The organism is Kitasatospora sp. NEAU-CNBT7 (assembly GCF_057220535.1).
Window position 1 is genome coordinate 23,684 of the sequence record NZ_JBXQQB010000026.1, and the last position, 25,843, is coordinate 49,526.

Sequence of the window (25,843 nt, forward strand, 5' to 3'; positions counted from 1 at the left end):
AGGTCGTCACACCCGTGTCCATCAGCGCCGACCCCGACCAGCGGCCCGACCACCGGACCGACCCGCTCACCGTGCTCGCCCCGCGGCCCGCCCCCGGCGCACGCCGCTTCCGCCCGGACCTCGAGGGGCTGCGCGCCGTCGCGGTCCTCGCCGTCCTCGGCTTCCACGCCGCCGTCCCCGGCCTGGCCGGCGGATTCGTCGGCGTCGACGTCTTCTTCGTCCTGTCCGGCTACCTGATCACGGGCCTGCTGGTCCGGGAGGCCGCCGCCGACGGCCGGATCCACCTCGCCGAGTTCTTCTCCCGCCGGGCCCGCCGCCTGCTGCCGTCCGCCGCACTGGTGCTGGCCGTGGTGGCGGTCGCCGGTGCCTGGCTGACCGTGCCGCTGCGCCGTACCGACCTGGAGCACGACGTGCTGGCGGCCGCCCTGTCGGTCGCCAACTGGCGCTTCATCGGCCTGCAGACCGACTACCTGGCCGCCGGGCGGGACCAGAGCCCGCTGCTGCACTTCTGGTCGCTGGCGGTGGAGGAGCAGTTCTACCTGGTGTGGGCGCCGCTGGTGGCCCTGCTGGTGCTGCTGACCGCCCGCCGGCGGCGGGCCCGGACCCCGGTGCTGGGTGCCGTGGCCGCGGGTCTGACCGCCGCCTCGTTCGTGCTGGCGCTGCACTGGACCGCCGGTTCAGTCTCCCTCGCCTACCTCGGTACGCCGTCCCGGGTCTGGCAGTTCGGGGCCGGCGCGCTGCTCGCGGTGGCACCCTGGCACCGGCTGCGCGGGCCGCGCGCAGCCCGCGAACTGCTCGGCTGGGCGGGGCTGGCCGCGATCGGCTGGTCCGTGCTGCGCTTCGACGCCGCCACCGCGTACCCGGGGTGGGCCGCGCTGCTGCCCACGGCCGGTACGGCGGCGGTGATCCTGGCCGGGACCACCGACCGGGACGGCCGCGCCGCGCACGCCGCCGGGCGGCTGCTCGGCACCCGGGCGCCACGGGCGCTCGGCCGGCTCTCGTACAACCTCTACCTGTGGCACTGGCCGGTGCTGGTGCTCGCCGAGGCCCGCTTCGGGACGCTCGGCTGGCCGGTGCGGACGCTGCTGACCTGCGCCGCCGCGCTGCCCGCGTACGCGGCGATGCGCTGGGTGGAGCGGCCGCTGCGGCGCAGCCGGGTGGTGGCGGAGCTGCCCAGGCGCGGGCTGTCGCTGGGCCTGACGGCGGTGGTGCTGCCGGTGGTGCTGGCGCTGGTGGTGGGGACCGGGACGCTGCGGGTGCTCGGCCCGGCCGGGCCGGTGGACCTGGCCGGACTGGCCGCCGGGAACCCTGACGGAACGTCACTGCTGCTGCCGGGCGGGGCCACCCGCGGCCCGGTGGTGCCCAATCCGGTGCAGGCCCGGCAGGACTTCCCGCCGGACGGTGCCTGCGAGGTGCCGCCGGCCGCCGTCACCAGCCCGGACTGCCGGTTCGGCGACCCGGCCGCGGCCGGCCGGATCGCGCTGCTCGGCGACTCGCACGCCGGACAGTGGTTCTCCCCGCTGCTCGGCATCGCGGCGCAACGGCACTGGGCGCTGGAGGAGCTGGTCAAGCAGGGCTGCCCGCTGCCGCAGGTGCCGGTGGTCAACCCGCAGCTCGGCCGCGCCTACCAGGAGTGCGACCAGTGGCGGTCGGCCGTGCTGGAGCGGCTGCGCGGCGGGCCGCGGCCGAAGCTGATCGTGGTCGCCGCGCTGAACCGCTACACCGCCGACCGCGAGCAGCTGCTGCGCGGCTGGCAGCAGACCCTGGAGCCGCTGCGGGCGACCGGCGCGCCCATCGTCTACCTGCAGGACACCCCGGTGCCGGGCCTGGACGTGCCCGCCTGCCTGTCCGGGCACACCGCGGACCCGACGGCCTGCGGGTTCGCCCGCTCGGCGGGCCTGTGGCCGGATCCGCTGGCCGAGGCGGTGGCCGCCGGCACGGTGCCGGGCGTGCGCAGCGTCTCCGTCAACCCGGTGCTGTGCCCGGGCTCGGGGCGCAGCTGCCCCGCGGTGCTGGACCGGGTGGTGCTGTACCGGGACGACGCGCACCTGACCAACACGGCGGCGGTGGTGCTGGCGCCGCGGCTGGAGCGCCTGCTGGTCGAGGCCGGGGTGCTCGCCGGTGCCGGGGCGCCCGCCGGGGGCGCGGGCTGGACCGAGCTGCTGCGGGACGAGTTCGACGGCCCGGCGGGGAGCCGGCCCTCCGCGGACCTGTGGCAGTACGACCTCGGCACCTGCTACCCGGGCTGCCCGGCCGCCCAGTGGGGCACCGGTGAGGTCGAGTCGATGACCGACTCGGCCGAGAACGTCCGGCTGGACGGCGCCGGTGCGCTGGAGATCCGGCCGACGCTCGCCGGCGGGCGGTGGAGTTCGGGCCGGATCGAGACCCGGCGTGCGGACCTGGCCGCGCCGCCCGGCGGTGTGCTGCGGATCGAGGCCTCGATCGCGCTGCCGGCGGTGGACGGCCCGGCCGCCGGCGGGTACTGGCCCGCGTTCTGGACGCTGGGCGGCGCGCTGCGCGACGGGTACACCGGCTGGCCCGGCGTCGGCGAGCTGGACGTGCTGGAGGCGGTGGGCGGCCGGCCGTCGGTCTTCGGCACGATGCACTGCGATGCGGCGCAGGGCGGTCCGTGCCGGGAGCCGGCGGGCCTCGGCTCGGGCCTGCGGCCGTGTGCGGACTGCTGGGACGGGGGGTTCCACACGTACGCGGTGGAGGTCGACCGCTCGACGGCGCCGGAGCAGGTCCGCTGGTACCTGGACGGCGCCGAGTACCACCGGGTGAGCGCCGACCAGGTCGGGGCCGAGGCCTGGGACCGGGCGGTGCACCACGGGATGTTCGTGGTGCTGGACGTGGCGGTGGGCGGCGGCCTGCCCGACGCGTACGGCGTCCCGCTCACCGCGGCGACCGAACCGGGGCACCCGATGCGGGTGCGCCACGTGTCGGCGGCGACCCGGGGCTGACGAACCGTCACCGCCTGGTCGGGCGGTACGCACCCCCAGGGCGACATGCACATCAGCCGATATGGAGAAAGAGTGACTTATCGCCAGCTGATGTGCGGTGCGCCCCGGGGGTCCGGCCCGCCCGACCCCTCCGGCCTGCGGCGATACCGCCGTGCGCCGCTCGCCCGGAGGGCCGGAAACAGGCTGTTCGCCGTCGATCCGCCGGGCTAGGAATGGAACCGCGGGGCCGCCGCCCCGCCCCGGACCGACCGAACAGGAGCCTGCCGGCCATGACCCGACTCCGTGCCGCCGCCGTCGTCCTCGGCGCCGCCGCCGCGCTCACCGCCGTCCCGCTGTCCACCGCGCAGGCCGCGCCCGGCGACACCGCCACCCTCTGCTCGTCCTCGCTGACGCCGACCGGCTGGGTCGACGTCCAGTGGTGGAACAGCTCCAGCTGCGGATCGACGTTCAGCCCCAACATCCGCAAGGTGCAGCAGCTCACCGGCTACGCCGCCGGGACCACCCTCACCGCCTGCGCCTCCAACCTCCCGCCCGCCGGCTGGGTCGCGGTCTCCATCTCCTACAACAGCGGCTGCGTCTACGCGCCCAACCAGGGCTTCAACAAGAACTCCTGGCAGCTCAAGCAGCTCACCGGCTACCCGGTCGGCACGGTCGTCAACGCCTGCTCCTCGATGCTGCCGCCGGCCGGCTGGACCCCGGTGGGCGAGTACTACGACAACGGCTGCCAGCCCACCTCGACCCCGAGCACCGCGAAGAACGCCTGGCAGCTCAAGCGCGTCTCCTGAACCCCACCGCAGCAGCCGCCGCCGGGGCGTCGGACCGGCCCGACGCCCCGGTACAACAAGGCATCTCCTCCCCGGAGTTGGGCACGACGGGTGATAGCGTTCGGGCACGATGCACGTCTTCGAGCACGGCACGCGTCCACGCCCCGCCGCCCTGCGCCGCCCACCGCGGGAGGCCGCCGGATGGCGGTGATCACCGGGCTGGCCACCCTGACCGCGTACGGGAGCGGACCCGGGCCCCTCTGGACCGGCCTGCTGAGCGGCGAACCCGCACTCTCCCCGGTCACCCGCTTCGGCGTCACCGGCCGCCGCGCCCGGTACGCGGCCACCCTGCCGGGCAGCCCCGACCTGACGGCGGAACTGGCCGCGCTGGTGGACCGGGCCTGCGCCGGGGCCGGCCTGACCGCCGCCGAACGGGCCGTCACCCCGCTGCTCCTGGCCCGCCACCTCACCACCGCCGTGGACCCGCCCACCGCCTCGCTCGCCGCCGACTGCGGCCTGCTCGCCCTCCAGCGGATCCACACCGGCGCCTGCGCCGCGGCCGCCTCGGCGGTCGCGGACGCCGCCGCCCAGCTCGCCCTCGGGGAACACCCACGGCTGGTGGTGGCGGCCGGCCACCTGGTCGCCGAGTCCACCTTCGCCTCCTTCGACAGCTCCGGCGTGCTGGCGCCGGACGGGATCGCCCGCCCGTTCAGCACCGGACGGCGCGGACCGCTGCTCGGCGACGGCGCCGGGGCACTGGTCCTGGAGAGCCCGGCGGAGGCCCGCCGCCGCGGCGCCACCCCGCTGGCCCGGATCGCGGGCTGGGGACAGGCCGGCGACGCCCACCACGTCGCACGACCGCACCCCACCGGGCTCGGCACCGCCCGGGCCGTCGCCGCCGCCCTGCACCGGGCCGGCCTCGGCCCGGACGCGGTCGGCTACGTCAACGCGCACGGCACCGCCACACCCGCCTTCGACCCCAGCGAGGCCGCCGGACTGCACCGGGCGCTCGGGCCGCACGCCTCGAGGGTCCCGGTCAGCTCCACCAAACCCCTGCACGGCCACTGCCTGACCGCCGCCGGGATGGTCGAACTGGCCGTCTGCGCCCTGGCCCTGCGGCACCGGCTGCTCCCCGTCAACGCCGGCCACCTGGGCCCCGACCCCGCCTGCCCGCTCACCCTGGTCCTCGGCCGGGCCCGGCCCACCCGGGCCCGGTACGCGCTCAGCCTCAGCGCCGGATTCGGCGGCACCTGCACCGCGCTGCTGCTGGAGCGGGTGTGACCGGCCTCCCGCCCCGCCGCCTGCCCGCACCGCGGGTACTGGCCGAGGCGCACTGGCCGCCGCCCGGGGCGCCCGCGGCCCGCCCGGACCAGGGCAGGTTCCTGGCCTCCCGCTTCCCGCCGCTGGTCACGGCCGTCGCCGAGGACTGCCTGCGGACCCGCCACGGCGAGCCGCCCGCACCGGCCGCCCACGGCGAGCGGACCGCGCTCCTGCTGTCCTCGCTGCGCGCGGACCCGGCCACCGCGCACGCCGTCGCCCGGGCCCTCACCCACGGCGAGCCGGTGGCCAAAGCCCTGCTGTTCCAGTCCGCGCCGACGGCCGCGCTCGGCCACGTCGCCGCCCGCTGGGGCCTGGCCGGACCGATGCTCTCGATCACCCCGCTCGGCGACCGGCTCACCGACGGACTCGCCCTCGCCGCACGGCTGCTGACGCTCGGCGAGGCGGCGGAGGTGCTGCTGGTCTGCGCCGACCTCGCCCACCCGGCGCACCCGGTGGACACCGCCCACGCGCTGCTGCTCGCCCCCGGCGGCTGACCGGGCGGGCCCCGGACGGCGGACCTACCGTGGAGACATGGCCGAACCGACGGGACACGGATGGTCGTGGCTGAGCTGGGACCGGATCGGCTCCGGTCCGGACGACGCCGAGCAGCGGGCCCTGCTGCTGCCCGGCGGCCTGTGCACGGCGGACGAGTACCGCGAGCTGATGGCCGAACCGGCGCTCGCCGGGGTCCGGCTGACCGCCGTCACCCTCCCCGGGCACGGCGGCACTCCCCCGCCGCGCGACTGCGGACTGGAGAACTACGCCCGGCTCGCCGCCGAGTGCGCGGCGGGCCTCGGCGCCGACGTCGTGGTGGGGCACAGCATGGGCGCCAACGTGGCGATCGAGATGGCCGCCTCCGGCCGCTTCCGCGGACCGGTGATCCTGCTCGCCCCCAGCTTCTCCCGGCAGGACGAGAGCCGGTTCCTGCGCACCCTGGACCGGCTCGCGCTGGTGCTGGGCCACCTGCCGTACAGCGCGATGCTGAAGATCGTCGACGGTGCGGCCAAGGACAGCCCGCTGCCGCCGCGGCGCAAGGCGGAACTGGTCGCGGACCTGCGCCGCAACGACCCCCGGGTGATGCGCCGCGTCCTGCGCGGCTACCTCGGGTACCTCGACCGGTACGGCTCGGTCGCGCCCCGGCTGCGCGGCGCGGCCGGACCGGCCTGGGTGGTGCACGGCGAGAGCGGCGACGGCGGCATCACCGACGACGAACGCCGCCTGCTGCTCGCCCGCCCCGGGATCCGGGTCATCACCCTGCCCGGCGAGAGCTTCTTCACCCCCGCCGAGGAGCCCGCGCTGGTCGCCTCGTACCTCACCGAGGCCCTGGCCGCGGCCCGGACCCCGGCCCGCGGCCGCGCGCCGGACGCCTGACCGCCGGCGGCGCGGCGGTCCTGGCGTCCCGCGCGGGGCTCAGCCTTCCGCGGGTGCCGGGGCCTCGGCCGGGCGCTTGAACATCCGGGTGGCGGTGATCTCGCCGTGGATCGCCGGGCCGTCCGGGTCGGCCGCGGCGGGCAGGCCAGGACGCAGGTGCTCCTCGACCGAGATGTACTTCAGGCCGGCCCGCAGGTCGGCATCGTTGCGCAGCCGGATCACCAGCGGGAACTCGGCCAGCGCGGTGGTGTCGAACAGCCCGGTGGTGTAGATCAGCTGCACCCCGAGGGCGTCCGCGACCGCCCGCTGCAGCTCCAGCAGGTAGGTCGCGTTGGCCCGGCCGATCGGGTTGTCCAGGAAGAGCGTGCCGGCGTGCCGCAGCTGGGACTGGCCGCGGTCGTTGGCGCGCAGCGCGGCCATCGTGCAGTACAGCGCGATGGCGGCGGTGAGCAGCTGGCCGCCGGAGAAGACGTCGGACATCTGGCCGACGCTCACCCGCTCGGCGCGCAGCACCGCGTCCGGCTTGAGGATCTCCACGCCGACCCCGCGCGGGCCGATCGCGGCGGCGACCCCGCGCAGCAGCAGCGACATGCCGTCCCGGCGCAGGTCGGAGTTCTTCTTCACAGCGGCCCGGGTGGCCTCGTCGATCACCTCGCCGAGCCGCTCGACCAGCACCGCGTGGTCCGGGTCCTCGAAGCGGATCCGCAGGAACTCCTGGCCGGACCACTCCCCGAGGCCCTCCGGCAGCCGGGACAGCCGCTGGGCGGCGCGCAGGGTGGCGAGCGAGGACTCGACCAGGCCGCGCAGCCGGTCGACGATGCTGCTGCGGTTGCGCTCCAGCTGGGCGAGCTCGTCGGTGAGCACCCGCAGCCGCGGGGCGAAGGCGGCGGCCCAGGCCGCGGCGTGGTCCGGCAGGGCGGCCGCGGGCAGCTCGCGGATCTGGTGCCGGGCCGGGGTGCGGACGGCCTCGTACCGGGCCGCGTTGGCGTGCCGCACCAGCGCGTCGGAGGCGTCCCGGACGGCGAGTTCGGCGCCGGTCAGGTCGGCGGCGGCGGTCCGCAGGGCGCGCCGGGTCTCGGTGGCGGCGGTGCGGGCGTCGGCGAGGCTGCCGAGGTAGGGCTCGGCGGGCTGCGGTTCACCCTCCTCGGTGTGGTCGCGCAGGCCGTCCCTGAGCTGGGCGGCGAGCTCCTCGAAGTCGGCGGTGGCGGACTGGGCGGTCTCCAGGGTGCGCTGCAGGTCGGCGTGGACGGTCCGGGCCGCGTCGACCTGCTCGCGGCGCTCGGCGAGCAGGCCGGTGGCGGTCCGCAGCAGCACCTGGGCGTGCTCGGGGTCGGTGGGGACCAGCTCGGCGGGCAGCTCGGTGTGGGACTCGCCGTCGGCGGGGGCGGAGCGCTCGGCCTCGCCGCGCAGCCGGCCGAGCTGCTCGCTGGCGGTGGCGGAGCGGGCCTCGATGGTGGCGACCAGTTCCTCGGCGCGCGCGGCGGCGGCCTGGCGGGCCGGGCCGTCGGCGCCGTCGGGGCTGGCGAGCAGTTCCTCGGCGCGGGTGCGGACCTTGTTGGTGAGCCGGTCGAGTTCGGCCGCGGCGGCGGCCTCGTCGCCCTCGGCGCGGGCCTGCTCGGCCCGCAGGTCGGCGCCGACGCCGACCTTCTCGTACAGCTGGGAGGCGGCCCGGTAGGCCTCGCGCAGGGCGGGCAGCGAGGCGGCCGGGGCGGCCTGCTCGGGGGCGTCCTCGGCGAGGCCGGCCAGCTCGGCGCGCTCGGCGCGCAGGGTCCGGGCGGTGCGGCGGGCGTCGTCGGCGGCGCGCTGGGCGGCCCGGCGGTCCTCGTCGCAGGTGCGGGCGCGCTCCGCGCAGGTGGTGCGGCGGCGCTCGCACTCGGCGGCGTCGTCGGCGAGCTCGCGCTGCCGGCGGGTCCAGTTGGCGCGCTCGCGCAGCCGGAACGCCAGGCCCGCCAGGGCGTCGGCGGACCGGCGGGCCTGCTGGGCGGTCTCCCGGAGCTCCTCGTGGCGGGCGGCGGCGACGGCGTGGTCGGCCTCGGCCTCGGTGTGGTCGGCGCGCACGGTGGCGAGCCCGGCGGCGGCGGTCTCGGCCTGCTCGGCGGCCGCCCGGGCGGCGTCGGCGAGTTCGGCGAGGGTGCCGGGCGGGCACTGGACGTGCCAGGAGGCGAGCCGGGCGGCCAGCGCCCGGTCGCCGCCGAGCCGGGCGGCCAGCTCGCGGATGTGCTCCTCGCGGGCGGTGGCCCGGGTGCGCAGCTCGCGGCGCTCGTCGTCGGCGGCCCGTTCGTCGTGCATGGCCGGGTTCGGCGGGACCAGGAAGAAGGCCGGCTCGGCCTCGATCGGGGCGATCAGCGCCGCGGCGGTGCCGACCGCGACGGTGGAGCGCGGCAGCAGCGCGGCGGCCTGCAGCGCGTCGCGGGCGCGCTCCAGCGAGGACGGGTCGGTGACCACCACGCCGTCGACCAGTTCGGGGCGGGCCGCCAGGATCGCCTCGTGGTCGCCCGGGTCGACGGACTGGGCGAGGTAGCGCCAGCCGGGCAGCGCGGGGATGCCGTGCTCGCCGAGGTACTCGACGGTGGCCAGCACGTCGGGGCCGGGCGGCAGCAGACCGCCGTCGCCGAGCGCGGCCAGGATGCGGGAGTCGTCGGCGGCGGCGGTGCGCAGGTCGAACAGGGTCCGCTCGGCGGTGGCGACCGACTGGTCGAGCCGGTCGCGCAGGTCCTCGGCGTTGGCGTCGAGGAGACGGGGCGTCAGGAAGCCCTCCTGCTCGTCCCCGCCCTCCTGGTAGGGGCTGAGCGAGAGCAGGTCGGCGAGGCGCGGCTCGGCGGCCAGCTGGGCGGCGGTGCGCTGCTCGGCGGCGAGGGCGCGTTCGGCGGCGGTACGGGCGTCGGTGGCGCGGGCGGCGGCCAGCTCGGCGCGGGCCTCGGCGGCGGCGGCCTCGCGGACCCGGGCCGCGGACTGCTCGGCGGCGGTGCGGGCCTGGACGAGCGCCGCCGTGGCCGCCTTCTCGGCGTCCGAGGCGTGCAGGGCGGCGCGGGCCGGGTCCGGCTCCTGCGAACTCGGGTCGATCCAGCCGGCCTCGACGGCGGCCTGGGTCTCCTGCTCGACCTCGGCGAGGCGCTGGCGCAGGTGCTCCGCCTCGCTGCGGGCCTTCTGGGCGGCGGTCGCGGCGGCGGTCGCCTCGGCCTGTGCGGCGGAACCGTCCTCCTGGAGCTCGCCGGCCCGCAGCTCCTCCTGGTCGGCCCTGGTCTCGGCGGCGAGCGCGGCCGACTCCAGGGCCCGGGCCAGTGCGCCGGCGGCCTGGGCGCGGGCGGCGAGGGCGGGGGCTGCGTCGAGCTCGGCCTCGCGGATCGCGACCGAGACCCGGGCCACCCGGTCGGCGGCGGCGCGCTGGCGCAGCACCGCCTCGGCGGCCTGCCAGGCGGAGTGCAGGGTGCGGGCCTCGGTCAGCTCGCGGCGCAGTCCGGCGGCCTCGACGGTGGCGGCGGCCAGCCCCAGGGTGGCGTGCCGGTGGGTCAGCTCGGCGGTGATCAGCGAGTGCCGGGTGCGGTCCGCCTCGGCGGCGGTGACGGCGCCCGCCGCGGAGGCCACCTCGATCGCCAGGTCGTGCACCCGGTCCCGTTCGACGCCGGCCCGGGCGCCGAGCGCCTGGGCGAGCCGGCGGGTGCGGCGTTCGGCCGCGCGGTGCGTCTCGCGGACGCCTTCGCGGGCCGCCGTGGCCTCGACGATGCGCTGCAGCAGGTCGACCGAGCCGGCCGTGAAGTCGCGCTCGGCGGTGAGCTCGGCGCGGCGGCCCAGCTTGGCGGCGAAGCCGTGCACCAGGTCGGCCAGGCCGTCGGTGTCGCGGGTGTCGGTGACGGCCCGCAGCAGCAGGTCGGTGAAGTCGGAGTCGTGCTTGACCGCGAACAGGCCGGCCGCCTCGCCCTCGTCCGCGTTCATCTCCCGCTGGTAGCGGAAGAGTTCGGGGTCCAGGCCGAGCTCGCCGAGGTGCTCGTTCCACCGGTCGTGGATGTCCTCGAACACCAGGTCCAGGTGCGGGTGGGTCTTGCCGGCCTCGGTGAGCGAGTCGCGGAAGCCCTTCATGGTGCGGCGCCGGCCGCGGGCCTTGGTGTCCGGGCCGAGGCTCGGGCGCTCGGCCACCGGGAGGGAGTCCAGGGTGAGGCCGGGGCCGGGACGGAACGAGTACCAGGTCTCGGCGAACTTCCGCGGGTCGGAGGAGATCTGCCGGCCGCGCCACTCGCTGACCTTGCCGACCACGATCAGCTCGCCGGTGACGGTGTGCTGCCACTCCAGGGCGACGTGCCCGCAGTCGTCCGCGAGCAGGAACTTGCGCAGCACGCCGGAGCTGGCGCCGCCGAGGGTGTTGCGGTGGCCGGGGAGCATCACCGAGAAGATCAGCTTGAGCAGGACGGACTTGCCGCCGCCGTTCTCCAGGAACAGCACGCCGGCGGGCGCCGGGCGGCGCTGCGGGCCCTCCGGCTCCTCGCCGAACAGGCCGATCTGCTGCGGCCGGGGCTCGGCCACCGGCTCGCCGACACCGCGCAGGTCGAGCACCGTGTCGGCGTAGCGGGCGCCGGCCGGTCCGATCGAGTACAGGCGGACCCGGTTGAGCTCGTACATGTGCGGCGGTTCTCCAGTGGGCGGGGACGGATAGCAGGGGCGCGGGCCGCGCGGCCGGGCGGGTGGGCCCGGCGGCCGGGCGGACCGGGAGGCCGGGCCGGGGTCAGAGGGAGTGGAACGGCAGGCCCGCGTCGGCGACCAGGTCGTCGGAGGTGTCCGGCGGGAGGAGGGTCGGGGTGCCGTCGGTCACCGGGACCACGCCCAGGTCGGTCAGCTCCGCCATCGCGGCGCTGGCGGCCAGGTCACGGACCTGGAGCTGGTAGCGGGCGGTGGTGCGGTAGGTGCCGCCGGCGTCGTCCGAGGTCTTCTGCAGGAAGCCGGAGTCGACCAGGAACAGCACCGCCTTGGAGACGATGCCGATGGTGGAGCCGGCCAGCCGGCGGGCGTCCTTGGTCGCGCCGGTCGCCGAACGGCGGGCCCACACCCGCCAGGCCGCCTCCAGCCCGGGCGCGTCGCTCGCCGGGTCGGAGTTGGCGCCCTCCGCCTCGGCCCGCTCCTCCAGGCGGCGGCACGCCTGGCGGACGAACGCGTCCACGCCGTTGACGGTGACCCGGCCGAGGTAGCCCTCGTCGGCGAGGTCCTCCGGGCGCGGGAAGGCGAGGGCGGCGACCGCCAGGTGGGCCAGGCCGTGCAGGAACCGGTCGGTGGACTCGGAGGCGGCGCGACGCGAGTAGTCGCCCATCCGGACCGCGAACACCGAGTCCTCGGCGGCGGCGACGGCCATGCCGGCCCGGGGCGACACCTCCAGGACCACCAGGCCCATGCCGGTCGCGACGGCGTCCGCGAGGCGGGCGAAGCCCGGGTCCTCGCGGTGGCGGCGGACCAGCTCGGCGTACTCGGCGTCGCGGGCGGGCAGCAGCTTCGCCTGGAGGCCGAAGGAGACCAGACGGGCGGCGTCGGTGACATCGGCCGGCGTGAGGGCGGCCGGGGCGGCCGGCTCGCTCTCGGAGGGCCAGGCCGTGTCGTGGGGCGTCATCACGGGCGGGGCTCCTCGGTACGGGACGGAAGGTACTCACGGCGGGCGGGCCGCACCGCCTCCAGGGGCGAGCGGCGGGCAGGGCGCACCGCCTCCAGGGGCGAACGGCGGGCAGGGCGCACCCCCAGGGGCGCGAGGAACTGCGCGAAGCGGGAGGCTCCGACGCTGTGTTCAGGTGCGTACGACGCTCGGCACCCCGGAGCGGGGACCACGGATGTGATCACCTCGGGACGGAAGTCCGGTGCGGCGGTCAGGGCTGGCTGTTCGCGCAGTTCCCCGCGCCCCTGGGGAGGTGCCACCGGAGCACGGCTGACCTGCGCGACGGGCGGGGCCGGCTGTTCGCGCAGTTCTGCCCACGGCCTTCGGCCGGGGGGACCCCCGGCGCCCCTGGTGGGTGTCTGCATCACGTGGCCTCCTTGCGGTCGGCGGCCATGCCGGCTGCGTCGAGGAGGGCGCTGCCCACGATGAGGTCGGCGCCGCCGAATTCGGGGTCGTCGAGGCGGGTGCCGTCGTCGACGGCGAACAGGAGGCGTTCCTCGCCCTGGCGGTAGGCGGTGCCCACCGGCGGGCTGGCGGCGTGCACGGCGAGCAGTGCGACCAGGTACGGGAGGTCGGGGTCCTGGCGGCGGGCGTCGGCGAGCAGGCCGGAGAGCCGTCGGGGGGCGTCGGCGGGGAGGTCGAGCAGGTCGAGGGCGGATTCGAGCTGGGCCTCGGAGAAGCGGCTGTCGTCCGGGGTGGCGACCAGGTCGGGTTCGGGGAGCTCGGCGCCCAGGTGTTCGCGTTCGACGGGCGGGGTGAGCAGCAGGTCGACCAGGTCGGTGACGCGGACCGAGACCGGCGTGCGCAGGCCGGTGCCGCGGGCGAAGAAGGCGTCGGTGGGCCCGGTGGCGCGGCCGACGGGGAGCTGCAGGAGCGGGGCGAGCAGGTGCCCGTACAGGTCGATGCCGCTGCGGGCGCCGGGGGTGGCGAAGGCCTGCCGGTCCTGCTCGGCGCGGAACAGCGGGCCGGCCTCGAGGAGCCGGGTCTGCAGCTGGGTGTGGCGGCGGATGCAGTCCTTGACGATGTCGACCAGTTCGGCGGCGCGGCGCTTGTGCTCGGGCTCCTCCGTCTCGTCGCGGGCCTTGCGGATGTTGGTGAGGATCGCGTTCTCGTGGCGGTAGCGGTCCGCGATGTGGTCGAGCGCCTCGTCGATCAGGTCGGGGACGGTCTCCATCCAGTCGACCGCGCGGACGTTGCGCCGGGTGGCCTCCAGGGCGCGGCGCAGCGTCTCGGCGTACTGGACGGTGCGGTAGCGGGCCTGCTCGGCGGCGAGCTGGGCGTCGGCGAGGCGGCCGCGCCGGATCAGCACCTCGAGCTTGACCTCGGCGGCGATCTGGGCGGAGGTGACGTCGGTGTCGAGGGCGCCGACCAGGACGTTGACGGCCTCGTCGGTGGTGCGCAGGTAGACGCCGCCGTCGGGGCCGGGCACCTCTTCGATCAGCTTGAAGTCGTAGTCGCGCCGGACGTAGCCGCCGTCCGGGTCGAAGGTGCCGTAGACGGCGCGGAAGCCGCGGTCGACGCTGCCGACGTTGATCAGGGACTCGAGCACCCAGCGGGCGACCCGCTCGTGCTCGGCGGCGGCCCGGCCCGGGTTCTGCGCGGCGATCCGGGGCAGCAGGCGGCCGAGCACTATGTCCCGGTCGGCGCCGGTGTCGAAGTCCATGTTGAGGGTGACGAGGTCGATGGCGGCGAGGCCGACCTCGGCCATGCTGTACGAGCTGTACTCGCCGGCCAGGTTGACCTTCCGGCTGTCGAGGTCGTGCAGCGGCGCGGTGCAGGCCAGCGCCTTGAGCCTGCGGGCGAGGCCCTCGTCGGCGGCGGGTCCGGGCGCGGGCCGGGCGGCTGCGGCGGCGGGCCGGAGCAGCTGGTCTGCGGGCTGGTCTGCGATGGCGGTCACGGTGGACAAGATTAGAGGTTCGCACCGACACATCCGAAACGAGCGCCAATGTGCCGGTTGCGCCCCGCCCGAAGCGGTGTTGAACGTGTTCAATTTTACCTCTAGAGTCGCTTCCGCGCAGGTCGGCGACCGGATCCCGGGCTGCCACTCGACATGGGGGCGTGCGATATGACCGACAACCCGGACAGGATCCGCCGGAGCGTCCGGCGCTGGCTGTGGATCTTCATCGTCTGCCTGGCGCTGAGCGGACTGACCGCCTTCCCGCTGGAGTCGGAGACCCGCTGGGCGGCCGACCTGATCGGCGGCAGCGCGCTCGGCGACCACTTCCCGGCACTGGCCGCCTGGAGCGAACGGGTCCGCGACGGCGTGGCCGACACCAACCAGCGCTACCCGTTCCTGGCGTACGGGACCGACTGGCTGGCCTTTGCCCACCTGGTGATCGCGGTGGCGTTCTGGGGCCCGCTGCGGGACCCGGTGCGCAACGTCTGGGTGATCCGCTGGGCGATGATCGCCTGTGCCGGGGTCATCCCGCTGGCGCTGATCTGCGGCCCGCTCCGCGGCATCCCGCTGTACTGGCGATTCGTCGACATGTCGTTCGGCGTGATCGGTGTGATCCCGCTGCTGATCGTGGACCGCGGGATCCGGCGGCTGGAGTGGGCCCAGGCGGTCCGCACCCGCCCGCTCGACCTGACCGCCTGACCGCCTGACCGCCTGACCGGTCCCCTCCGCCCCCGCTCCGCCCGCCCGGCCCGCCCGCGGACGCCCGGCGCCGGGTGGCGCCGGGTGGCGCCGGGTGGCGCCGGACGGCGGGTGAACAGGGGAGGGCGTGCGCCACGGCGCGCGCCCTCCGGCGTCCGGGCCCGCTGGTACCCCCGCGGAAACGATCAGGCCCTACGATCACCCTCAGGAGCTGCTGGGAGGCGGGAACTGGCGTGGCCGAGACGGTGATCGATCTCAACGCGGACCTCGGTGAGGGGTTCGGGCGGTGGACCCTGACGGACGATGAGGCGCTGCTGTCGGTGGTGACCAGCGCCAACGTCGCCTGCGGCTTCCACGCCGGGGATCCCTCGACCATGCGCCGGGTGTGCGCGCTGGCCGCCGAGCGCGGGGTGCGGATCGGCGCCCAGGTGTCGTACCGCGATCTGGCCGGTTTCGGGCGCCGCGCGATGGACGTGCCGCCGGAGGAACTGGCCGACGAGATCGCGTACCAGATCGGCGCGCTCCAGGTGTTCGCGCGCGCGGCCGGGTCCCGGGTCTCCTACGTCAAACCGCACGGCGCCCTCTACAACCGGGTGGTGCAGGACAACGAGCAGGCCGAGGCCGTGGTCTCCGGCGTCCTGCGGGCGGGGGCGGTCTGCGACGGGCCGCTGCCGGTGCTGGGGCTGCCGGGGTCGCGGCTGCTCGCCGTGGCGGAGGGGGTCGGGCTGCCGGTGGTGGCCGAGGCCTTCGCCGACCGGGCGTACACCTGGGCGGGCACCCTGGTGCCCCGGCGCGACCCGGAGGCCGTGGTGCACGACCCGGAGGCGGTGATCGCGCGGGCGGTGAGCATCGCGCGGGACGGCGAGGTCACGGCGGTCGGCGGCGAACTGGTCGACGTCGAGGCGCGTTCGCTGTGCGTGCACGGGGACACCCCGGGCGCGGCGCAGCTGGCCTGGCGGGTGCGCGGGGCACTGGCCTCGGCCGGGGTGCGGGTGGAGGCGTTCGTCTGATGACCGGTCATCCGGCCGTCCGGCCGGTCGGCGAGGACGCGCTGCTGGTGGAGGTCGGGTCGGCCGAGCAGGTCGCCGCGCTGTACGCCCTGCTGACCGCGCGCCGGGCCGAGCTGCCGCCGATCACGGAGATCGTCCCGGCGGCCCGGACCGTCCTGCTGGACGGCGTCGCCGACCGGACCGCGCTGGCCCGGCTGCTGACGGGCTGGGAGCTCCCCGAACACCCGCCCGCGGAAGGTCCGTCGGTGGAGCTGGCGACCCGCTACGACGGCGCCGACCTGGCGGAGGTCGCCGCCCTGTGGGGGGTGTCGCCCGAGGCGGCGGTCCGGATCCACAGCGAGCCCGAGTACCGGGTGGCGTTCTGCGGTTTCGCCCCCGGCTTCGGCTACCTGACCGGCCTCCCGGAGCGGTGGCAGGTGCCCCGGCGGGCCACCCCGCGCAGCTCCGTCCCGGCGGGCTCGGTCGCCCTGGCCGGGACGTACACCGGCGTGTACCCCCGGTCCTCCCCCGGCGGCTGGCAGTTGCTCGGCCGGACCGACGCCGTGCTGTGGGACCTCGGACGTGAGCCTGCGGCGCTGCTGGCGCCGGGCGTACGGGTGCGCTTCACCCCGGTGGTGGGGCATGGCTGACCGGGCGGCAGCGGCGGCCGGGGCCGGGGCCGGACCGGAGGACGTGCGGGCCGGGGCCGGACTCGAGGTGGTGCGGCCCGGCCCGCTGACCACCGTTCAGGACCTGGGCCGGCGCGGCGTCGCACACCTCGGGGTGCCGCGCGCCGGGGCGCTCGACGAGCCCGCCCTGCGCGCCGCCAACCGGCTGGTCGGCAACCCCGACGGCGCGGCGGCCCTGGAGACCACCCTCGGCGGGGTCGCACTGCGGGCCCTCGCGCCGGTCCTGGTGGCCGTCACCGGGGCGCCGGCACCGGTGACCGTCGACGGACGGCCGGCCGCCTGGGGCACCGCCGTACGGGTCCCGGCCGGCGCGGTGGTCGAGGTCGGCGCGGCCACCCACGGGGTGCGCGGCTACCTGGCGGTCGCGGGCGGCCTCGCGGTACCGCCGGTGCTGGGCAGCCGCTCCGCCGATCTGCTGTCCGGGCTCGGGCCCGCGCCCCTGGCGGCCGGGGACCGGCTGCCGGTCGGCGCGGTGCCCGCCGGGCCGCGCGCCGCGCTGGTGCCGTTGCCCGCTCCCCCGGCCGAACTCGTGCTGCGGCTGCGGCTCGGACCGCACGCCGACTGGTTCAGCGGCGTGGCGGCGCTGGCCCGCGACACCTACCGGGTCGCCGCCGCCAGCAACCGGGTGGCGCTGCGCACCGAGGGCCCGGCCGTCGGCCGCGCCCGGGCCGGCGAACTGCCGAGCGCCGGACTGGTGCTGGGCGCCGTCCAGGTGCCGCCGGACGGCCAGCCGGTGATCTTCCTCGCCGACCACCCCACCACCGGCGGCTACCCCGTGGTCGGGGTGGTCCCGGCCGCCGACCTCCCACCGGCCGCCCAGGCCCGCCCGGGCACCCCGCTGCGCTTCCTGCTCCTGCCCGGCTGACCCGGGCCGGCCGGAACCGCCGGAGCGCTCCCGGCCCCGGGAGACGACGGGGGCGCGCGGGGAGACGCGCGTCCTCGCGGACCGGCCCGGGGCGGCCCGTCAGCAGCGCACCAGCAGGACCGACACCACGGTGCAGGTGGCGGCGGCGGTGTCGTTGGCGGCGGTCGGGTCCGCCGGGGCGGAGGCGGTGCGGGTGGCGGTGGTGGTGACCGGGCCGAGGCCGAGCAGGCCGACCGCGCTGCGGAAGGTCCAGGTGGCGGTGGTGCCGTTGGCGAGCGCCCCCGCCGAGCAGGTGACGGTACGGCCCGCGGTGGTGCATCCCGCGCCGAGGTCGGTGGCGGTGGCGCCGGGCGGCAGGGTCGCCGTGACGGTGGCCGACGTGGCCGCCTGTGGACCGTTGTTGCGGGCGGTCAGGGTGTAGGCGATGGCGCCGGGGAGCAGCGCCGGGGCCTGGGCGGTCAGGCCGATCGCGAGGTCGGCGCGGGGCTGGGTGGGCGGCCGGGGTACGAAGGCCACCCCCGAGGGGAGGCTGCCGACGGCCGTGCTGGTGGTGGCGAGCCCGGTGCCGGTGTCGACCACCCCGAGGCTGTTCCCGCCGGCCGAGGTGACGTACAGGAAGCCGCCGGACGGGCTGACCGCGACCGCGGCGGGGGCCGGCCCCACGGCGATGGTGCCGGTGACGGTGCTGGTGGCGGTGTCGATCACGGACAGGGTGTTGTCCGCGAGGTTGGCGACGTACGCCCGGGTACCGGCCGGGTTGATTGCCACCGCGTGCGGGATCCGGCCGACCGGGACGGTGGCGGTCACCGTGTTGGTGGCGGTGTCGACCACGGACACCGTGGCGGCGTAGGAGTTGGCCACGTACACCCGGGTGCCGGCCGGGTTGACCGCCGCCGCGACCGGGCCGGAGCCGACCCGGACGGTGGCCGTGACCGTACCCGCGCCGGTGTCGACCACCGAGAGGGTGTCGCCGCCCGCGTCGGCCGTGTAGGCGCGGGCGGCGGTGGGTGCGAGGACGACGGCGTTGGGGTTGCGGCCGACCGGGATGGTCGCCGAGACGGTGGCCGTGGCGGTGTCGATCACCGAGACCGAGTCGCCGCCCGCGTTGGCGACGTACGCCCGGGTGCCCGACGTGTCGACGGCGACCCCGCTCGGGAACTGCCCGACCGGGACGGTGGCGGTGACGGCGCCGGCCGCGGTGTCGATCACCGAGACGGTCCCGCTGCGGAGGTTGGCCACATAGGCCCTGGTCCCGGCCGGGGCGAGCGCGACGCCGTCGGGGCCGGCGCCCACCGGGACGGTGCCGATCACCCCGTGGGTGGTCGCGTCGACCACCGAGACCGTGTCGTCGTCGGTGTTGACCACGTAGGCCCGGTCGGTGAGGGCGGTGACGGCGTGCGCGGTCCCGGTGCCGGGACCGGCCACCGCCAGTAAGCCGACGGCGGCGGCGACCAGGGCCGACCACCCGGCACGGGGGCGGACGGCGCGGGGGCGAGGGCGCGACATGCGGTACTCCTTCTCGACGGCATCGCACGGGTCACGGCGGGACCGTTCGGCGCGGGCGTCCGACGGACCGGGCGGGGGCGGCCCGGCACCGTCGGGCACGCATGGACGGCCGTACGCGGACAGCCGCACGTGGGCGGGCGTACTGGACGGGCGTGCGGAGGCAGGCGTGCGGAAGCAGAGGTGCAGTGAACAAAGGGGTGCAGTGAGCAAGGGGTGGAGGGGCGGAGACACCGGAGCGGAGGTGCGGGAACGGGCGTGCGGAAGCGGCCGTGCGCCGGGCGATGAGCGGACTCACACCCCGGCGCGGTCGCGACGAGTAGCAACCTAGAGGCGCTGAGTGATCGGCACAAGAGCGGGTCCCGGGTGCCACCGGTCCGGGTGGCATGCGACCGATCGGCCGTCAGGGGGTTTACCTGGGCGGGGAGTTCACTGCGCCAGGTACCCGCCGTCCACCGGAAGCACCACACCGGTGACGAACGAAGCCTCGTCCGAGGCCAGGAACAGGATCGCCCGGGCCACCTCCACAGGCTCGCCCAGCCTGCCGAGCGGGTGCTGCCGCACGATGGCGTCCAGGTACTCCTGACCGCCGGGCTCCTGCGGCAGCCGGCGGACCCGGTCGGTCCTGATGGTGCCGGGGGCGACCGCGTTGACCCGGATGCCGCTGCCCGCCCACTCCACCGCGAGGTGCTTGGTCAGCCCGGAGGCGACGAACTTGGCCGGTCCGTAGGCCGCTTGGCCGGACTGGCCGGCCAGGCCGGAGATGGAGGAGAGGCAGACGATCGAGCCGCGGCCGGCCGGCGCCATGTGCTCGATCGCGTACTTGCAGGTGAGGAACATCCCGCGGCCGTCGACGGCCATCACCCGGTCCCAGTCCTCGGGGGTGGCGTCCAGGACGTTCTGCAGCGGGAGGATCCCGGCGTTGGCGACCAGCACGTCGATGCCGCCGTATCCGCCCACCGCCTCCTCGACCATCCGCCGGGCGTCGGCCGGGACCGACACGTCGCCGACCACCGCGCGGACCTCCGCGCCGCCGGCCGCCAGCCCGGCGCGGAGCTTCTCCAGCGCCGTCGCGTCGATGTCGGTGACCACCAGCCGGGCGCCCTCGGCGGCGAACAGTTCGGCGGTCGCCCGGCCGATGCCCAGCGCGGCACCCGTCACCACCGCGGACCTGCCCGCCAGCCGTCCGCCCGTCGATCCCGTCATCCGCCCGCTCCCGTCCGTGGATCCGGCCCGTCCGGGCCTCTGCGGGCCCGCCCGGCCCCTCCGGACCAGGGTGGCCCGGCCGGCCGCCGGGACGCCGAAGGCGCGACGGCCGGATCGCCACCGGGACCGAACCTCCCGGTCAACTGCCCGGTCCGTACGGAATCTTGATCAGCGCGCAAGTTCCCGGCCATCTCGGCGGATTATCGTCACAACCCGCGCCGCAGGGTGCCCGGCGCCGTCCACCGCGTCCCGCCCGGGTGCCGGAGCGGCCACGGCCACCGCGACGAGGAGCTCGACCGAAGATGCGCAACCGCCGACCGACCGCCCCGGCCGGTGCCCGGTGATCGACTGGTTCCACGGGGCCGTGCTCGGCCTGGTCCAGGGACTCACCGAGTTCCTGCCGATCTCCTCCAGCGCCCACCTGCGGGTCTTCTCGGCGCTGCTCGGCTGGGACGACCCGGGGGCCGCGTTCACCGCGGTCACCCAGCTCGGCACCGAGTCGGCGGTGCTGATCTACTTCCGCCGGGACATCGCCGCCATCGTCTCCACCTGGGCCCGTTCACTGGTCCGGCCCGCGCTGCGGCAGGATCCGAACGCCAGGCTCGGCTGGTTCGTGATCGTGGGGACGCTGCCGATCGGCCTGCTCGGCGCGGCGTTCCAGAACACCATCGAGTCCTCGCTGCGCGACCTGCGGGTGATCGGCACCACCCTGATCGTGTTCGGACTGATCCTGGCCGTCGCCGACCGCAGCCGCGCCGTCCGGCACGCCCGCCCGATCAGCGCCCTCACCCTGCCGCACGCCATCGGCTACGGCCTCGCCCAGTCGCTGGCGCTGATCCCCGGGGTGTCCCGGTCCGGCGGCACCATCAGCGCCGGACTGCTGCTCGGCTACAGCCGCGAGGCCGCCGCCCGGTACTCGTTCCTGCTGGCCGTACCCGCGGTGCTGGCCTCCGGGACGCTCGAGCTGTTCAAGATCGGCGAAGGCCCGGCGCCCGCCTGGGGCCCGACCCTGCTGGCCACCGCCATCGCCTTCGCGGTCGGCTACGCGGCCATCGCCTGGTTCCTGAAGTACATCTCCCACCACAGCTTCATGCCGTTCGTGGTCTACCGGGTCGCGCTCGGCGTGGTGCTGATCGCCCTGGTCTCCACCGGGTACCTGGACCCGGACGCCGGTACCACCGGCTAGGCCGGGTCCGCCCCTTCGCCTCGGGCGCCCGCCGCCGCGCGTCCTTCCGCAGCCTTCGGCCGGAAGGTGCCCCCACCTCGACCCACCGGCGAGCCGCCCGGGCCCGGTCCGGTACCGGGGCGCTTCGCCGTCACGCCCAGCCGGGCGCCTGGGGATACGTCCCGGCCGAAGGCAGGGGGAACCGTGCGCCGACCCGATGCGAACGGTCGGACAGCCCGGGCACCCGGCCCGCGACCGACCCGGCACCCCGCGCGCCGCCCGTCGGCCCTCGGCCCTCGGCCGCGGCCGGATCGGCGGGAGCGCGCCGCTCCCGCCCCCGGCGGCCTGCCGCAGCTCAGCCGCGAGCGGATCCGCGGCGCCGCACGTACCAGCCGGCCGCCGCCACCAGCACCACCGCGACCACACCGATCACCAGGGTGGCGACCCCGGCGGAGCCCTGCTTCTCGCTCTGCGCCTCGGCGGTCGGCGACGCCTGGACGGGCGCCGGCGCGGGGCCGGAAGCGGTGGCACCGGCCGCGTCCGGGCTCGGCGTCGCGGCGGCCGGCGTCGCAGCCGGCGTCGAGGGGCCCGGGGCCGGGGCGGCCGGCTGCGCGACGGCGCCCGGCGCGGCGGCGGTCAGCTTCAGCACCGGCGCGGGGTGGGCGGGCTTCGCGCCGCCCTGCGGGAGCTCGATCCAGCGGTCGACCTGGCCGTCGGTGTACGTCACCAGCGACTTGAAGGCCAGCTCCGCGGCGTCGGGCAGCTGCCGGACCTTGATCTTGTACTCGGCGTCGGCGCCGGGAGCCAGCGCGGGGCCCGCCACCGCGTAGCCGTCCTCGGTCGGGCTCAGGGTCCAGCCACTCGGGCCGTCCGCGAGGCTCACGTCGCCGGGCATCAGGCCGGACGGGAGCACCACCCGGACCTCCTTGATCCCCGCCGACGGCGACTCGCCCTCCGCGTCGAAGGCGACCACGGCGCCGACCGCGAGGGCCTGCGGGGTCGGCGACTCGACCTCGACGTGCGCCGACGCGGGACCGGCCAGGGCCAGGGAGCCCAGCAGGACGGCGGTCGGCAGGGCAGCGCGGGCGAGCAGGCGGGAACGGTTCATGTCCGGAACTCTCCAGGTCGGGGCCGACGGGGCAGCTCCATGATGCCCGACCGGCCGGCGCCGGCCGGCATCTCCGGGACGCCGTCGCCGGAACCGCCGTCTCCCCCACCGTCCGATCGCCGTCCGACCAGCCGTCCACTCGCTGTCCCACCGCGGTCCGATCGGGCCTCCGGCCGGACCGGGCCGGACCGGACCAGGCCGTATCAGGACCAGGCCGTATCGGGTCGGCGGCCCGTCAGGCAGGCCCCGGGGCCGCGGCCGTCGGGCCGGATCGGGTCAGGTCGGGTCAGGTCAAGTGAGGTCGCGGGCCGTCAGCCGGCCGCGCACGGCGGCGTGCACCTCGGCCTCCTCGGCCGGATCCGCGGCGAGCCGCCGCAGCCGCTCCAGCACCCGGACGTCCCCGGTGGTGGTGACATGACGGGCCGCCAGCTCGCGGGTGGCCTCCTCGCAGTCCCACAGGCACTCGACCGCGGGGCCCTCGCCGAAGTGCGCGTCGGTGACCGCGAGCGCCCGGGCGGCCCGGCCCCGCAGCTCGGAGGAGACGGCCTCACCGTAGACGTGGCGCAGCGCGGGGACGGCGCCGGCGGCGGCCAGCCGCCCCGCACCGTCGACCAGCGAGGCGAGTCCGGTGCCGGTGACCCCGCGCACCGAGATCCAGCGGCGCAGCGCGGCGACCACCAGCGGGCCGTCGGCGGCCTCGCCGGCGTCGGCGAGCAACTGGCAGGCGGCCTCGCCGAGGGCGCTGTCCGCGCCGCCGGTGGCCGGGTCGGCCCAGCGGCGGGCGTGGGCGAGCGCCTCGGGCCCGCGCATCCGGCCGAGCACCTCCAGGGCGGCCGCGACCACCCGCTGGTCGACGTCGGCGGCGGCGGCCTCGATCAGTTCGGCGGCGGCCGGGTCGCGCTGCTCGACGAGGTGGCGCAGGACGGCGGTGCGGGCGCCGGGTCCGCCGGTGCGGGCGGCGGCCAGCAGGGCCGGGCGGTCCTCGGGGCGCACCACGGCGGTCAGGCAGCGGGCCGCGGCGGCGGCGCGGCGGGCGGGCGCCTCGGGGTCGTCGCCGACGGGGTCGGCCTGGTCGGCCCAGGCGAGCACGTCGGCGGTGCTCCAGCCCGGGGTGACCTGGCCGCGGCGCATCTGGCGCTGCCACAGGTCGAACGGGGACTGCTCGCTCGCGGTGGCGATCCGGGGGTGGTGGGCGGCCCACAGCCGCCAGGGCCGGGGTTCGTACGCGGCGCGGACGGCGGCCCTCAGCAGGGCGTCGCCCTCGGGGCCGTCGGGGAATCTGCGCAGCACGGAGGGGGCGAGGGCGAGCAGTGAGCGGTCGTCGTCGCGCAGCGCGAGCTCGTCGAGCGCCCAGGCCCAGTTGACGCCGACGGCGACGTAGCCGCGCAGCAGGTCAAGGGCGTCCCGGCGGCCGTAGGCGGCGAGGTGGCCGAGGACCGCGAGGGCGAGGCCGGTGCGGGCGTCGTCCCGGTCGATGCCGTCCTCGACGGAGTGCAGGTGCAGCTCGACGCCGGTGAGCGGCGCCTCCAGCTCCATGTAGAGGCGCGCGTAGTAGAGGGAGCGGTTCTCGATCTGCCAGTCGGCGCGGGGGTCCTCGGTGACGCACTGCTCGAGGGCGGCGATCGCCTCGTCGCGGTCGGCGGCCAGGGCATGCAGTTGCCCGTCACCGCGGCCTCGCTGGAGGAGGCCGAGGAGGCTGGCACTGGGCGCTATCACTGGCTCGAACATGAGGTCAGCATCCGTTGCGGCGGTCGTCGAGGCAACGGGATTTCCGTCGCCGGGGTCGGTTGGTCCTGCTCAGGCGCCCGGGCGCCGGAATCACCGAAGGCTACCGCCTGGGGGGCGCATCCGCACACAGGGCGACTCAAAACGGCCAGGCCCGGGCGGGTCCGGGCCCGTTCCGACCGGTGCCGCGCGGCGGGCGGCGGCGGGTCCGCCGCGGGCCGGTGCCCGGGCCCGGGGCCGCCCGCCCGGCGGCCCCGCCGCCCCTCACCCGGCGTGCCCGGACGGGGACGCTTCGTGCCGGTACCGTCCGCGCCGGACCGGGCCGGCGGACCACCGGTCCGGGTCAGACCGCCAGGCGCCGTTCGGGCAGCACGGCGTCGATCTCGGCCCGCAATTCGGCCACCTCGGGCAGACCCTGGTAGCGGCCGGCCAGCCGGTACATCTCGCGCAGCCGGTCCCAGGTGCGCAGTGAGGAGGTCTGGTTGATCGCCGCCAGCGCCAGCTTCGCCTGGACCAGGGCCGCGTCCGGTTCGCCGGAGATCCAGTACACCGAGGCCAGGGTGATCCGGTCGAGCAGCGCGGAGCGCTCCCGGCCGGAGCCGGCCCGCAGGTCGATGGCGCGGCGGGCGTGCACCTCGGCCAGCCGCGCCGCGCCGGGGTCGTGCTCGGCGAGGGTCCGGTACACCAGGGCCTGCATGCCGTGCAGTTCGGCCTCGTCGAACAGCTGCATCCAGCTCGGCGGCGCCTCCTGGGGTTCCTGGACGAACAGGTCCTCGGCCTCGCCGAGCACCCGCCGGGTCGCCTCCGCCCGGCCGAGCGAGGCCTGCGCCCACGCCTCCACGGTGTGCAGCATGGCGCGGGTCCGGGGCTGCGCCCGCTCCCCGGTACTGGCCCGGGCGAGCTGCATCAGCTCCAGGGCGTCGTCGGCCCGGCCGAGGTGGAGCATCTGGCGGGCCGCCCGGGAGATCGCCTCGCCGGCCCGGGGGCGGTCGTCGGCCTCCTTGGCCGCCTGCGCGGCGATCACGAAGTAGCGCTGGGCGGTGGGTTCCAGGCCCACGTCGTGGGACATCCAGCCGGCCAGGACGGCCAGGTTGGCGGCCACCGTCCAGAGTCTGCGCTCCAGTACGGGGTGGTGCCGGTGGGTCAGCAGGCCGCCGACCTCGTTCAGCTGGCCGACCACGGCCTTGCGCTGGAGTCCGCCGCCGCGGGAGGCGTCCCAGGCCCGGAACACCTCGACGGAGCGTTCGAGCGCGGTCACCTCCTCGGCGCCGACCGGGCCGGCGTCGTACACGTCGACCACCGGCCGCGGGCCGGCCTGGGTGAGCACCCGCCGGGGGCCCGGCCGGTCGGCCGCGTACGCCACCTCGCCGCTGTTGAGCCAGTCGTGAAGGTTGTCTGCGATGGCTGCGCCTGCCGCGAGCGCGGCGCCCGCGCCCACCAGACCGCGTCGGTTCAGCATGAGGTCCATTCCCGTGAACTCGGTGAGGACCGCAGCCGTCCGATCCGGCTCCCAGGCTCGTTCCGACGCGGCAGTCGAGCCCGACCTGGTGGGCCGGTGTCGTTCCAGACCTAAGTCCTCAGTGGTGACGACACGACCGAGCCGCTCCGTGAACACGGCGGCCAGCACCCTGGGCACCGGATCGCGGGGGATCTCCCCCTGCTCGATCCAGCGCCGCACCCGCGAGGTGTCGGTGGACAGCTGCTGCTGTCCCATCGCCGCACCGCGCCGGTTGACCAGCCTCGCCAGTTCGCCCTTGGACCATCCGGTCAGGGCGAAGAGGTCGGCCAGTCGGCTGTTCGGCCCCTTGCTCACGTGAAGCCCCCAGGTTCCTCGGCTGATTTCGACACTAATGGCTCTGTCATGTGCCACGCGACCATTCGCCAGGCTTCGCCAGGGTCCGCCACATGGTGTACCAGTGGTGATCGGGTGTCAGGTAGGAGTGCGCCACCTCG

18 protein-coding genes are annotated in these 25,843 nt (G+C 76.6%); 10 read left to right on the forward strand and 8 right to left on the reverse strand.

The features are described from left to right. Positions 1-14 precede the first annotated feature (14 nt). From AC2TEW_RS27765 to AC2TEW_RS27785, 5 genes are all read left to right on the forward strand, one after another. Positions 15-2,960, forward strand: coding sequence for an acyltransferase family protein (locus AC2TEW_RS27765; protein WP_484626097.1), 2,946 nt, complete (start codon positions 15-17; stop codon positions 2,958-2,960). 269 nt (positions 2,961-3,229) lie between these two features. Further along, entirely contained in the window at positions 3,230-3,745 is a 516-nt protein-coding gene (locus tag AC2TEW_RS27770; protein ID WP_484626098.1) for a hypothetical protein, read from the forward strand. A gap of 180 nt (positions 3,746-3,925) precedes the next feature. After that, the gene (locus AC2TEW_RS27775) at positions 3,926-5,005 is read left to right on the forward strand and encodes a beta-ketoacyl-[acyl-carrier-protein] synthase family protein (protein WP_484626099.1); all 1,080 of its coding nucleotides are present in this window, start codon (positions 3,926-3,928) and stop codon (positions 5,003-5,005) included. Continuing rightward, positions 5,002-5,538: a beta-ketoacyl synthase chain length factor gene (locus AC2TEW_RS27780; RefSeq protein ID WP_484626100.1), complete on the forward strand. Its 537-nt coding sequence runs from the start codon at positions 5,002-5,004 to the stop codon at positions 5,536-5,538. Before AC2TEW_RS27775 ends, AC2TEW_RS27780 begins: the two co-directional genes overlap by 4 nt. Before the next feature lie 37 nt (positions 5,539-5,575). After that, entirely contained in the window at positions 5,576-6,415 is an 840-nt protein-coding gene (locus AC2TEW_RS27785; protein ID WP_484626101.1) for an alpha/beta fold hydrolase, read from the forward strand. A gap of 39 nt (positions 6,416-6,454) precedes the next feature. On the opposite strand, the gene AC2TEW_RS27790 is transcribed toward AC2TEW_RS27785, so the two are convergent. From AC2TEW_RS27790 to AC2TEW_RS27800, 3 genes are all read right to left on the reverse strand, one after another. Beyond that, positions 6,455-11,029: a hypothetical protein gene (locus AC2TEW_RS27790; protein ID WP_484626102.1), complete on the reverse strand. Its 4,575-nt coding sequence runs from the start codon at positions 11,027-11,029 to the stop codon at positions 6,455-6,457. A gap of 103 nt (positions 11,030-11,132) precedes the next feature. Then, complete coding sequence (locus tag AC2TEW_RS27795; protein ID WP_484626181.1) at positions 11,133-12,005, reverse strand: hypothetical protein; 873 nt, start codon at positions 12,003-12,005, stop codon at positions 11,133-11,135. A gap of 403 nt (positions 12,006-12,408) precedes the next feature. Then, a complete protein-coding gene (locus AC2TEW_RS27800; protein WP_484626103.1) occupies positions 12,409-13,941 on the reverse strand; it encodes a hypothetical protein in 1,533 nt (510 codons plus the stop codon). 168 nt (positions 13,942-14,109) lie between these two features. Between AC2TEW_RS27800 and AC2TEW_RS27805 the strand changes: the two genes are divergently transcribed. From AC2TEW_RS27805 to AC2TEW_RS27820, 4 genes are all read left to right on the forward strand, one after another. Beyond that, complete coding sequence (locus AC2TEW_RS27805; protein ID WP_484626104.1) at positions 14,110-14,640, forward strand: hypothetical protein; 531 nt, start codon at positions 14,110-14,112, stop codon at positions 14,638-14,640. A 233-nt stretch (positions 14,641-14,873) separates the two neighbouring features. After that, positions 14,874-15,650, forward strand: coding sequence for a LamB/YcsF family protein (locus tag AC2TEW_RS27810; protein ID WP_484626105.1), 777 nt, complete (start codon positions 14,874-14,876; stop codon positions 15,648-15,650). Next, positions 15,650-16,279 carry a 5-oxoprolinase subunit PxpB gene (gene pxpB / locus AC2TEW_RS27815; protein WP_484626106.1) on the forward strand — a complete coding sequence of 210 codons (630 nt, stop codon included), beginning with the start codon at positions 15,650-15,652 and terminating at the stop codon, positions 16,277-16,279. Before AC2TEW_RS27810 ends, pxpB begins: the two co-directional genes overlap by 1 nt. After that, complete coding sequence (locus tag AC2TEW_RS27820) at positions 16,272-17,183, forward strand: 5-oxoprolinase subunit C family protein (protein WP_484626107.1); 912 nt, start codon at positions 16,272-16,274, stop codon at positions 17,181-17,183. Before pxpB ends, AC2TEW_RS27820 begins: the two co-directional genes overlap by 8 nt. Before the next feature lie 99 nt (positions 17,184-17,282). On the opposite strand, the gene AC2TEW_RS27825 is transcribed toward AC2TEW_RS27820, so the two are convergent. Both AC2TEW_RS27825 and AC2TEW_RS27830 read right to left on the reverse strand, forming a co-directional pair. Then, positions 17,283-18,689: a YVTN family beta-propeller repeat protein gene (locus AC2TEW_RS27825; RefSeq protein WP_484626108.1), complete on the reverse strand. Its 1,407-nt coding sequence runs from the start codon at positions 18,687-18,689 to the stop codon at positions 17,283-17,285. A gap of 426 nt (positions 18,690-19,115) precedes the next feature. Beyond that, on the reverse strand, positions 19,116-19,892 hold the full coding sequence (locus AC2TEW_RS27830) for an SDR family NAD(P)-dependent oxidoreductase (protein WP_484626109.1): 777 nt from the start codon (positions 19,890-19,892) through the stop codon (positions 19,116-19,118). A gap of 343 nt (positions 19,893-20,235) precedes the next feature. Between AC2TEW_RS27830 and AC2TEW_RS27835 the strand changes: the two genes are divergently transcribed. Further along, positions 20,236-21,078, forward strand: coding sequence for an undecaprenyl-diphosphate phosphatase (locus AC2TEW_RS27835; protein WP_484626182.1), 843 nt, complete (start codon positions 20,236-20,238; stop codon positions 21,076-21,078). A 334-nt stretch (positions 21,079-21,412) separates the two neighbouring features. Here AC2TEW_RS27835 and AC2TEW_RS27840 read toward each other — a convergent pair whose 3' ends face one another. From AC2TEW_RS27840 to AC2TEW_RS27850, 3 genes are all read right to left on the reverse strand, one after another. After that, positions 21,413-22,165, reverse strand: a complete 753-nt coding sequence (locus AC2TEW_RS27840) for a DUF1775 domain-containing protein (RefSeq protein WP_484626110.1) — start codon at positions 22,163-22,165, stop codon at positions 21,413-21,415. 291 nt (positions 22,166-22,456) lie between these two features. Then, the gene (locus AC2TEW_RS27845) at positions 22,457-23,893 is read right to left on the reverse strand and encodes a HEAT repeat domain-containing protein (protein ID WP_484626111.1); all 1,437 of its coding nucleotides are present in this window, start codon (positions 23,891-23,893) and stop codon (positions 22,457-22,459) included. Positions 23,894-24,233: 340 nt separating this feature from the next. Then, positions 24,234-25,703, reverse strand: coding sequence for a DNA-binding protein NsdB (locus AC2TEW_RS27850; protein WP_484626112.1), 1,470 nt, complete (start codon positions 25,701-25,703; stop codon positions 24,234-24,236). Positions 25,704-25,843: the final 140 nt, after the last annotated feature.

Bases quoted from the DNA above. Each gene is read 5' to 3' on its own strand.
- AC2TEW_RS27770 (WP_484626098.1), top strand. From the start codon at position 3,230: ATGACCCGACTCCGTGCCGCCGCCGTCGTCCTCGGCGCCGCCGCCGCG.
- AC2TEW_RS27775 (WP_484626099.1), top strand. From the start codon at position 3,926: ATGGCGGTGATCACCGGGCTGGCCACCCTGACCGCGTACGGGAGCGGA.
- AC2TEW_RS27785 (WP_484626101.1), top strand. From the start codon at position 5,576: ATGGCCGAACCGACGGGACACGGATGGTCGTGGCTGAGCTGGGACCGG.
- AC2TEW_RS27790 (WP_484626102.1), bottom strand. From the start codon at position 11,029: ATGTACGAGCTCAACCGGGTCCGCCTGTACTCGATCGGACCGGCCGGC.
- AC2TEW_RS27795 (WP_484626181.1), bottom strand. From the start codon at position 12,005: ATGACGCCCCACGACACGGCCTGGCCCTCCGAGAGCGAGCCGGCCGCC.
- AC2TEW_RS27805 (WP_484626104.1), top strand. From the start codon at position 14,110: ATGACCGACAACCCGGACAGGATCCGCCGGAGCGTCCGGCGCTGGCTG.
- pxpB (WP_484626106.1), top strand. From the start codon at position 15,650: ATGACCGGTCATCCGGCCGTCCGGCCGGTCGGCGAGGACGCGCTGCTG.
- AC2TEW_RS27820 (WP_484626107.1), top strand. From the start codon at position 16,272: ATGGCTGACCGGGCGGCAGCGGCGGCCGGGGCCGGGGCCGGACCGGAG.
- AC2TEW_RS27825 (WP_484626108.1), bottom strand. From the start codon at position 18,689: ATGTCGCGCCCTCGCCCCCGCGCCGTCCGCCCCCGTGCCGGGTGGTCG.
- AC2TEW_RS27830 (WP_484626109.1), bottom strand. From the start codon at position 19,892: ATGACGGGATCGACGGGCGGACGGCTGGCGGGCAGGTCCGCGGTGGTG.
- AC2TEW_RS27840 (WP_484626110.1), bottom strand. From the start codon at position 22,165: ATGAACCGTTCCCGCCTGCTCGCCCGCGCTGCCCTGCCGACCGCCGTC.
- AC2TEW_RS27845 (WP_484626111.1), bottom strand. From the start codon at position 23,893: ATGTTCGAGCCAGTGATAGCGCCCAGTGCCAGCCTCCTCGGCCTCCTC.